General features: G+C 66.9%; 7 protein-coding genes. 4 read left to right on the top strand and 3 right to left on the bottom strand.

The features are described 5' to 3' along the window. Positions 1-79 precede the first annotated feature (79 nt). Positions 80-2,908 carry an aminomethyl-transferring glycine dehydrogenase gene (gene gcvP, locus ACHZD8_RS08730; protein ID WP_394769875.1) on the top strand — a complete coding sequence of 943 codons (2,829 nt, stop codon included), beginning with the start codon at positions 80-82 and terminating at the stop codon, positions 2,906-2,908. A gap of 331 nt (positions 2,909-3,239) precedes the next feature. On the opposite strand, the gene ACHZD8_RS08735 is transcribed toward gcvP, so the two are convergent. Both ACHZD8_RS08735 and ACHZD8_RS08740 read right to left on the bottom strand, forming a co-directional pair. Continuing rightward, entirely contained in the window at positions 3,240-4,061 is an 822-nt protein-coding gene (locus ACHZD8_RS08735) for a CPBP family intramembrane glutamic endopeptidase (protein WP_394769863.1), read from the bottom strand. A 1-nt stretch (position 4,062) separates the two neighbouring features. Beyond that, positions 4,063-4,458, bottom strand: a complete 396-nt coding sequence (locus ACHZD8_RS08740) for a thiol-disulfide oxidoreductase DCC family protein (RefSeq protein ID WP_394769865.1) — start codon at positions 4,456-4,458, stop codon at positions 4,063-4,065. 280 nt (positions 4,459-4,738) lie between these two features. Here ACHZD8_RS08740 and ACHZD8_RS08745 point away from each other — a divergent pair, with 280 nt between their 5' ends. The 3 genes from ACHZD8_RS08745 (at position 4,739) to ACHZD8_RS08755 (ending at position 9,296) form a co-directional block, all read left to right on the top strand. Further along, entirely contained in the window at positions 4,739-6,547 is a 1,809-nt protein-coding gene (locus ACHZD8_RS08745) for an ABC transporter family substrate-binding protein (RefSeq protein ID WP_394769866.1), read from the top strand. Between the two features lie 158 nt (positions 6,548-6,705). Continuing rightward, entirely contained in the window at positions 6,706-8,235 is a 1,530-nt protein-coding gene (locus ACHZD8_RS08750; protein ID WP_394769867.1) for an ABC transporter permease, read from the top strand. A 2-nt stretch (positions 8,236-8,237) separates the two neighbouring features. Continuing rightward, a complete protein-coding gene (locus ACHZD8_RS08755; protein ID WP_394769868.1) occupies positions 8,238-9,296 on the top strand; it encodes an ABC transporter permease in 1,059 nt (352 codons plus the stop codon). Between the two features lie 11 nt (positions 9,297-9,307). On the opposite strand, the gene ACHZD8_RS08760 is transcribed toward ACHZD8_RS08755, so the two are convergent. Then, complete coding sequence (locus ACHZD8_RS08760) at positions 9,308-9,928, bottom strand: PH domain-containing protein (RefSeq protein WP_394769869.1); 621 nt, start codon at positions 9,926-9,928, stop codon at positions 9,308-9,310. Between the last annotated feature and the right edge of the window lie 105 nt (positions 9,929-10,033).

Consider the following 10,033-nt stretch of genomic DNA (forward strand, 5'->3'; position numbering starts at 1 on the left):
GCTGGACGACGCCGTTTCCCTTCCCACCGGCGGTTTCGCCGAGCGCCACATCGGCACCGACGAGGCAGCCCAGGCGACCATGCTCGCCGCGATCGGCTACGACACCGTCGACGACCTCGTGGGCGCCGCCGTACCGGCCTCGATCCACGTCGACGGGTTCCGGGCGGCGAGCGAGAGCGTGCTTCCCCCGGCCGCGACCGAACGCGAGGCCCTCGCCGAGCTGCGCGGACTCGCCCGGCTCAATACCGTCAACCGGTCGATGATCGGGCTCGGCTACTACGACACGATCACCCCGGCGGTGATCAAGCGCAACGTCTTCGAGAACCCGAGCTGGTACACGGCGTACACGCCGTACCAGCCGGAGATCTCGCAGGGACGCCTCGAGGCGCTGATCAACTTCCAGACCATGATCACCGACCTCACCGGGCTGCACACCGCCAACGCGTCGATGCTCGACGAGGGCACCGCCGTCGTCGAGGGGATGATGCTCGCCCGTCGCGCCAGCAAGGTGGAGCCTCGCGTGTTCATCGTCGACACGGACACCCTGCCGCAGACTCGGGCACTGTTGGCCAACCGGGCCGGGGCGGTCGGGATCACCCTCGTCGACCTGGACCTCACCACGATCGAACCGGACGAGCTGCCGGACACCTTCGGGGTCTTCGTGCAGTACCCGGGCGCCTCCGGCCGCGTCTGGGACCCCTCGACGGTTCTCGCGACGGTCAAGGAGCGCGGCGGCCTCGCCGTCGTCGCCGCCGACCTGCTCGCCCTCACCCTGCTCGCCTCGCCCGCGGAGCTCGGGGCGGATGTCGCCGTCGGGTCCAGCCAGCGCTTCGGCGTTCCGATGGGCTTCGGCGGGCCGCACGCGGGCTACATGGCCGTGCGCGCCGGTCTCGAACGCCAGTTGCCCGGCCGGCTCGTCGGCGTCTCGCAGGACGCGGCGGGGCATCCGGCCTACCGCCTGTCGCTGCAGGTGCGCGAACAGCACATCCGCCGCGACAAGGCCACCTCCAACATCTGCACCGCCCAGGTGCTGCTCGCCGTGATGGCGTCGATGTACGCCGTCTATCACGGCCCGCAGGGCCTCACCCAGATCGCGACCCGTGTCACGAGGCTCGCCAGGGTGCTCGCCCGCGCCGCCACGGAGGCGGGGCACACCCTCGTCACGGCCAACTACTTCGACACCCTGCGACTGCACACCAAGACGGATGCCGCGGCCCTCGTCGAGCGCGCGCACGAGGCCGGCTACCTCATCCACCTCGCGGACGCCGATCACGTGCAGCTCTCGGTGGACGAGACCACCACCATGGACGACATCCGCGCGATCGCCGAGATCCTCGGCGAGGAGCTCGCGGACGACTCGGTTCCGCTCGAGACCGACACCTGGATCCCGGCGGAGCTGCGGAGAACGAGCGACTTCCTCACCCATCCGGTGTTCAACACGCACCGGTCGGAGACGTCGATGATGCGCTACCTCAAGCATCTCGCCGACTACGACTACGCGCTCGACCGCGGCATGATCCCGCTCGGTTCCTGCACCATGAAGCTCAACGCCGCCACCGAGATGGAGGCGGTGAGCTGGCCGGAGTTCGCCGGGCTCCACCCCTTCGCCCCCGAGGCGGACGTGGAGGGCTACCTCCAGCTGATCGAGCAGCTCCAGTCCTGGCTCGCCGACGTCACCGGCTACGACTCCGTGTCGTTGCAGCCCAACGCGGGCAGCCAGGGCGAACTCGCGGGTCTCCTCGCGATCCGCGGCTATCACCTCTCCCGCGGCGACGCCGGCCGCACGGTCTGCCTCATCCCGCAGAGCGCCCACGGCACCAACGCGGCCTCGGCCGTGCTCGCCGGGATGCGCGTGGTGGTCGTCGCCTGCGACGAGCTCGGCAACGTCGACCTCGACGACCTGCGCGCCAAGACCGAGGCGCACGCGGCGGAACTCGCCGGGCTCATGATCACCTACCCGTCGACGCACGGCGTCTACGAGCACGAGGTCGGAGCCATCTGCAAGGCGGTGCACGACGCGGGCGGCCAGGTCTACGTGGACGGCGCCAACCTCAACGCCCTGCTCGGCTTCGCCCGCTTCGGCGACTTCGGCGGCGACGTCTCGCACCTCAACCTGCACAAGACCTTCTGCATCCCGCACGGTGGCGGCGGCCCGGGAGTCGGACCCGTCGCGGCGAAGGCGCACCTCGCGCCGTTCCTGCCCGGGCATCCGATGGCGCAGCGCGACACGATCGTCGGCCGGAGCGCCGAGCAGCTGCCCGAGCACGCCAACATCGTCAGCGCCGCCCCGTTCGGCTCGCCGAGCATCCTGCCGATCAGCTGGGCCTACGTGCGCATGATGGGCGCCGACGGGCTGAAGCGGGCCACCGGGGCCGCGGTGCTCGCCGCCAACTACGTGGCAGTCCGGCTTCGCGACCACTACCCGGTGCTCTACTCGGGCGACAACGGACTCGTCGCGCACGAGTGCATCCTCGACCTGCGACCGCTCACCGAGTCGACCGGCGTGACCGTGGACGACGTGGCCAAGCGCCTCATCGACTACGGGTTCCACGCGCCGACGATGTCGTTCCCGGTCGCCGGCACCCTCATGGTGGAGCCGACCGAGAGCGAGGACCTGGCCGAGATCGATCGCTTCATCGACGCGATGATCGCGATCAAGGCGGAGGCGGATGCCGTGAAGGCCGGCGAATGGCCGACCGATGACAACCCGCTGCACCACGCCCCGCACACGGCGCAGTCCGTGATCGAGGGGGAGTGGACCCACGCCTACTCGCGCGAGCAGGCCGTGTACCCGGTGCGCACCCTCATCCGCAACAAGTACTGGCCGCCGGTGCGTCGCATCGACAACGCGTTCGGCGACCGCAACCTCGTCTGCGCCTGCCCGCCGCCGGAGGCGTTCGCCGACTGAACCGCGCCGATCGTTGCGGCGGCCCTCCGCGCGCCGCGCGCACGTCGCCCACCCATCCACCGCGCGCGCCCTCCCCGACGAACGTCGAGGTGCCCACTTCAGTCGCCTCGGCCACGATCTCGGCGACAAAACTGGGCACCTCACGGCGAAAAGTTCCCCGGGGCGCCGCGGAGGCCGGGCGCCCCTCTCCCGTAACCCGGGCGCCCCTCACCCGTAACCCGGGCGCCCCTCACCCGTAACCCGGGCGAATGCGGACCGTCCGGGCTGGCACGTCGGCCCGGATTGTCCGCGCACGCCCGCGGTGCGGCTCGGCAACGGCGGCGAGGGCGCCCTACTTGCCCGGCAGGCCGAAGAGGCCGGGCAAGGCGGATGCCGCCCACGGGTACCCGACGAAGATCGCGGTGTCGATCACGAAGTGGGCGATCACCAACGGAAGCACGCGACCGAAGCGGGTGTACAACCAGCCGAACAGCACGCCCATCGCGAAGTTGCCCACGAATGCGCCGAAGCCCTGATAGAGGTGGTAGCTGCCGCGGAGGGCGGCGGCCACGAGGATAATCGGCCACGTGCGCCAGCCGAGGTCGCGCAGCCTCGCAAATAGGTAGCCGATCACGATGATCTCCTCCTGCAGGCCGGCACGCAGGGCGCTGAGCACGAGGATGGGCACCGTCCACCAGTAGGTGTCGAGCGGCGATGGGCTCACCGTGAGGTTGATTCCGATCGCCTTGCTGCCCAGGTACACGAAGATTCCCGGGACGCCGATCGCGAGGGCAAGCCCGAGCCCGACGAGGGCGTCGCGGCCCGGCCGACGCAGATCGACCCCGAGACGCCCGAGGTGCGGCCGGGTGGCCTGCCAGAGCAGGAATCCCACCAGGACCACGGGCACCAGGTCGAAGAAGATGGCCAGGAATTGGTAGATGAGGTCGAACACCGCGCGGTCGCTCAGGGCCGCGTTCAGGGACCGCACCTGCCGGGAGAGCGGCTGGCTGCGGGTGAGGCTGTCGGCGATCGACACTATCGAGTAGACGGCGGATGCCCCGAGCGAGAGCCCGAGCACGAGCCAGACCTCGGCGACGACCCTTCTCCGCGGCGGCAGCTCGTCCGGGGGCCCGGGGAGCGGGAACGGCGCGGGGGACAGCGCGGACGGCCTCACGTCACCGCTTGATGGCGCAGGCGGGGGTTCCACCCGGCAGCAGGTGCCGGTAGCGGGCCACCAGGGAGTACCCGAGCGCCCCGGCCCAGGAGAAGGGGGGAGTGGCCAGCAGCCAGCCGACGAAACGCAACCCGGGGTCTGGCTGGTGCCTGAGCAGCGCGGAGAACGCGAGGTGTCCGCCGTACTGGTGGGTGGGCGTCACGAGCCACACCCGGGCGGCCGCCTCGTCGGTGCTCAACCCGAGCGCGTCGAGATCCGTCCATTGGTAGGGAGCGCTCGGCGGCATCGCCGGGAGCGTGCGCTCGAGATAGCGAACGGATGTCGTGCAGAAGCCGCAGTCGCCGTCGAAGATGAGCAGGGCGCTCTTGGTGGAGTTCGACAATGAGGCCCGGGACACGACTTCGATGCTACCCCGATGTTTCCGCTGCTTTATCCCCGGACCCGCCGTACAATCGCAACAATATTGTGAATTCGGCGGTATCGACGCACCAAATCTCGATCCAGCGCAAAATTCTCTTGCGACTGTTACCACTGTGTAACGTTGACCCATACAGTTTGGCGGGGAGACCACGCCCTACTTATGGTTCTTCTATCTAGCGCGGCAGATCGCTAGGAAATCGTGCTGCCGTCGCTCATCTTGCACAGTAGGAAAATTGAAAATCAAACGGATTGCGGTAGTGGCGTCAGTCGTTGCCGTCGCCGCGCTGGCCTTGTCCGGCTGCAGCGTGCCGAAGACCTCGGAAGTGATCAAGGGGACTTCCATCAGCGTCGCCTGGAACGACCCGCTGCAGGAGTACAACACCCTGTCGGCGACCGGTAACTCGGCGGCGAACAACAACATCTCCTACATGGCAAACTCGCCGTTCAACTACTACGACGACAAGAACAAGCTCGTCAAGAACACCGAGTTCGGCACGTACACGGTCGAGAAGAAGGACCCGCTCACGGTCAAGTACACCGTGAAAGAGGGCGTCAAGTGGTCTGACGGCGTGCAGGTCGGCGCGGCAGACATGATGATGACGTGGGCAGCGTTGACCACTCACCTCAACAACGTCGAGGCCGAGTACGACGCGGACGGCAACGTCACGAATCAGGCGGCGCTCGACAAGGGTGTCTTCTTCAACGCCGGCGCCGTCAAGGGCCAGGGCCTCGACCTCGTGTCCAAGACCCCGACCATCAGCGACAACAACCGCAGCGTCACGATCGTCTATGACAAGCCGTTCGTCGACTGGGAGCTCTCGTTCCCGATCGGTGTCTCGGCCCACGGCACCGTGCAGCTCGCCTACCCGGACAAGAAGTACTCCGGCGACGCGGCCAACAAGGCGTTCATCAAGGCCGTCCAGGACAAGGACTACACGTTCCTGAGCCCGGTCGCCAAGTCGTGGAGCAACGACTACAAGTTCCTCGACATGCCGAAGGAGAAGCAGAAGCTGCTCTCCGACGGACCGTACATCGTCACGGACCTCAAGGACCAGCAGTACGTGACCCTCACGGCGAACAAGAACTTCACCTGGGGACCGTCGCCCAAGTACCAGAAGATCACGGTACGAGTCGTCGGCGACCCGCAGGCTCAGATCACCGCGCTCCAGAACGGTGAGGTCAAGATCGCCGAGGGCCAGCCCACAGCCGACCTGCTCACGCAGATCAAGGGCCTGTCCGGTGTCAAGTACAAGGCGGCGACCGAGTCCACCTACGAGCACATCGACCTTCAGGTCACCAACGGTGGAGTCTTCGACCCGAAGACCTACGGCGGCGACGCGGCCAAGGCCCAGCTCGTTCGCGAGGCCTTCCTCAAGACGGTTCCCCGCCAGGACATCGTCGACAAGCTCATCAAGCCGCTCCAGCCCGACGCCGTTCTGCGCGCCTCGCTGCAGTTCGTTCCCGGCACCCCCGGATACGACGCGGTGAAGAAGGAGGGCGCGTACGCCCAGTACGACAAGGTCGACATCGAGGGAGCCAAGGCTGACCTCGCGAAGGCCGGAGTCACCAGCCCGAAGGTTCGATTCCTCTACGGCAAGACGAACACTCGTCGCCAGCAGGAGTTCGAGCTGGTTCGCCAGTCGGCAGCACTCGCCGGCATCACGGTCATCGACGGTGGAAGCGAGACGTGGGGCGCAGACCTCTCGTCGAAGCCCAACGACTACGACGCCGCGCTGTTCGGATGGCAGGCCACCAGCCTGGCAGTCGCGCAGAACCAGGCGAACTACACGCCGGGTGGTCTGAACAACTACTACGGATGGTCGAACAAGCCGCTGACCGCGATCTACGACAAGCTGTCGACGGAGACGGACACGGCCAAGCAGGATGACCTGCTCGTGCAGGCGGACAAGATCATCGGCCAGCAGGCCTGGTCGGTTCCGATCTTCCAGTTCCCCGGAGTGACCGCCTGGAGCGACACGGTGACGAACGTCAAGCCGGCGTTCCTCGCACCGCAGTACTTCTGGAACTTCTGGGAGTGGGCGCCGTCGAAGGCGGCCGCCAAGTAGTCGCCTTTTAAGTGGCCAGGGTGGATCATTGATCCACCCTGGCCACTAATGAGTCAAGACGACTTCCATTTCCATGTGGTCAAATAGCTGAGTCGTGTCGACAGCCAGTCGTCGCGTACCCGGCTTCCTCGTGCAACAGAAAGCGACGACCAGCAACTGTGCTCTCGTTCATTATTCGGCGCCTAGGCGCCTCGATCCTGGTGCTCCTCGTCGCCAGTTTCCTCATCTACAACCTCGCCTCCCTCGCGGGAGATCCGCTCGGTGACCTGCGCGGATCGACGGCCCCGAACAAGGCCGCCCTGATCGCGGCGCGCACCGACCAGCTCCAGCTCAATGTGCCCACGCCCCTGCGATTCTTCATCTGGCTGAGTGGCATCCTCAAGGTCTTCATCGGTCAGTTCACCCTCGGTGACAGCGTCAACGGTCACTCCGTCATCAGCCTGGTCGGAAGTTCAGCGGCGAACACCCTCCAGCTCGTCACCGCGGCAACGTTGCTTGCGGTCATCTTCGGTGTCGCCATCGGCATGAGCACCGCGATCCGCCAGTACAGCGGCTACGACTACACGGTGACCTTCCTCTCATTCCTGTTCTTCTCGCTCCCCGCGTTCTGGGTGGCCGTGCTGCTCAAGCTCTACGTGGCCATCGGGTTCAACAACTTCCTCGGATCGCCGGTGATATCGCCGCTGTCGATAGTGGTGATATCCCTCGTCTCCGGGTTCATCTGGATGAGCATCATCGGCGGAGAGGGCAAGCCGCGCCTCATCATCTTCGGCTCGGCGACCGTCATCACCGCGGCGACGCTCAGCTTTCTGATCGTGACCGGCTGGTTCACGACTCCCCAGCTCGGGCCCGTGCTCATCGCCGTGCTCGGGGCGCTGACCGCGCTCATGGTCACCTCGCTCACGACCGGGCTCTCCAACCGGCGCGCGCTGTACGCCGCGCTCATCACCGTCGCGATCGGCGTGGCTCTCTGGTATCCACTCCAGTTCGTTTTCGCCGCCTTCCCGGCGTTCTGGCTGCTCGGGCTGCTCGGTGTGCTGTCGATTGTCGTCGGACTGGCGGTGGGCTACTTCATGGGCAGGGACGACCGCTGGCCGGCGGCGCGCACCGCGGCCATCACCTCGTTCCTGGTCGGCCTGCTCGTGCTGGCCGACCGGCTGATGCGGTCCTGGCCGGACTACGTGGAGGCGGTCGGCGGTCGGCCGATTGCCACCGTCGGGGCGAACACCCCGGACCTCGAGGGCTCGATCTGGCTGCACATGATCGACAGCTACACCCACCTCCTGCTGCCCACGATGTCCCTCATCCTGATCTCGCTTGCCGGGTACACCCGCTACGCCCGCGCGAGCCTGCTCGAGGTGATGAACCAGGACTACGTGCGCACCGCCCGGGCCAAGGGGCTCACCGAGCGCACGGTGGTGATGCGCCACGCCTTCCGCAACGCGATGATCCCCATCATCACCGTCGTCGCGTTCGACGTGGGAGGACTCATCGGAGGGGCGGTGATCACCGAGACGATCTTCGCCTGGCGAGGCATGGGATCGCTCTTCACCGGGGCGCTCAAGGACCCGCTCGACCTCAATGTGCTGATGGCGGTCTTCCTCATCGTCGGCTCCTTCGCCATCGTGTTCAACATTCTCGCCGACCTCGCCTACACGGCACTTGACCCCAGAATTCGGGTGAGCTGACCATGACAAACCTGCTACTCCAAACCCCCGAAGATCCGGCCAACGCCGGCATGACCATCGAACAGCGCGAGGTCGAGGGACTCAGCCAGGGCACCATCGTCCGCCGACGGTTCTTCCGCCACCGCGGCGCGATGATCTCGATCATCGCCCTGGTGCTGGTGGCCGCGCTCGTCTACTCGTCGATCGGCGTCAACCTGTTCGGCCTGCAGATTCCCGGCTGGTGGAGGTTCGGCTACGAGGCCCAGAACACCATCATCAACAACGGAAACCCCACCTGGACCCTGCCGTTCAACTTCGGGCTGCACCCCTTCGGGCAGGACGAGATCGGGCGGGACATCTTCGCCCGCGTGATGCGCGGCGCGCAGCAGTCGATCGTGGTCACCCTGTTGTTCGGCAGCATCGCCGCCGTGATCGGCGTGGTCATCGGGGCCTTGGCGGGCTTCTACCGCGGCTGGGTCGACCAGTGGCTTATGCGCCTCACCGACCTCTTCATCATCTTCCCGATCCTCATCATCGGTGCGGTCCTCGGTCGCGCCGTCGGTGGTCTCGGTGCGGCCGCCCTGGGAATCGGACTCGGTTTCCTGGGCTGGACCGCCCTGGCCAGACTCGTGCGCGGCGAGTTCCTCAGCCTGCGCGAGCGGGAGTTCGTGGACGCCGCCCGGGTCGCGGGAGCCGGAACCGGCAGGATCATCTTCAAGCACATCCTCCCGAACGCGGTCGGCGTCGTCATTGTGAGCTCCACCCTGCTGATGAGTGGCGCCATCCTCACCGAGGCGGCCCTGAGCTTCCTCGGCTTCGGAATCGCCGCCCCCGACGTGTCGCTCGGCCAGCTCATCAACGAGTACCAGGGCGCCTTCCAGACCAGGCCGTGGCTGTTCTGGTGGCCGGGCCTGTTCATCATCATCATCGCGCTCGCCATCAACTTCATCGGCGACGGGCTCCGCGACGCCTTCGACCCGCGCCAGCGGCGGATTCCGGGCGGCACGGGGCCGTACCGCCAGATGGGCCAGGTGATCGCCGGCTGGTTCCGGCGTCGGCCGTCGAACGCGGAAAACCGCTAGTGGCGCGGCCCCTACCGACCCGAGAACGCCAGGAGCGATGTGAGGCTCGCCGCAACGAGCACCGCGGTCGTCGCGATCTTGACCGGGTTCCAGGCGACCGGTCGAATCGTGTCGTCCAGGAGGCCGCTGTCCAGGTGGCCGCCGTCCCGCAGGCTCTCCCAGCGGGAGCGTACGACGGCCGCGGCGTCACCGGACTCCGTGTTCGGCAGATCGCCCTGGCCGAGGGTGCCGGCGATGAAGAAGCTCTCGGGCAGTCCGCGGGCATCCTCCCTGGGCGTCGAGATGAAGCGGTGCCGGCCGGCCGACGGCGCGGCCCAGGCCACGAAACGCCCGTAGGTCGTGAAGAGCGTGAGCGCGTACTTGGTGTCGATGCGCTCGATGGCCGGCCAGGGCAGGTCGATCGTCCTGAACACGTTGACGAGCCTGACTCCTCCGTCGCTGACCTCCACCGCGGGCGCCCAGTAGACCAGCCAGACGAGGTAGCCGAGCGTCACGAGCGGGGCGACGAAGCGAACGGCGACGGCGACTTCGCCCTGCACGCCGAGCGCGACCAGGCACGCCACGACGACCACGATCACGCTGATCGTCAGGTATTTTCCAAAGGTGGATCGAAGCACAACGGTCTCAGCCATTCGTCCATGCTCCCATGGGGAGCGCGGACGTCACGAAGAGCACTCGGCAGAATTGCAGGTGGAAAGCAGAAATGAATCCCAAGACGAACACCCGTGACTCGAACG

This window comes from Lacisediminihabitans sp. (assembly GCF_043726815.1).
Lineage (GTDB): Bacteria > Actinomycetota > Actinomycetes > Actinomycetales > Microbacteriaceae > Lacisediminihabitans.

Excerpts from the sequence above, each read along its gene's own strand:
- gcvP (WP_394769875.1), top strand. The coding sequence starts at position 80 with ATGCTCGCCGCGATCGGCTACGACACCGTCGACGACCTCGTGGGCGCC.
- ACHZD8_RS08755 (WP_394769868.1), top strand. The coding sequence starts at position 8,238 with ATGACAAACCTGCTACTCCAAACCCCCGAAGATCCGGCCAACGCCGGC.
- ACHZD8_RS08760 (WP_394769869.1), bottom strand. The coding sequence starts at position 9,928 with ATGGCTGAGACCGTTGTGCTTCGATCCACCTTTGGAAAATACCTGACG.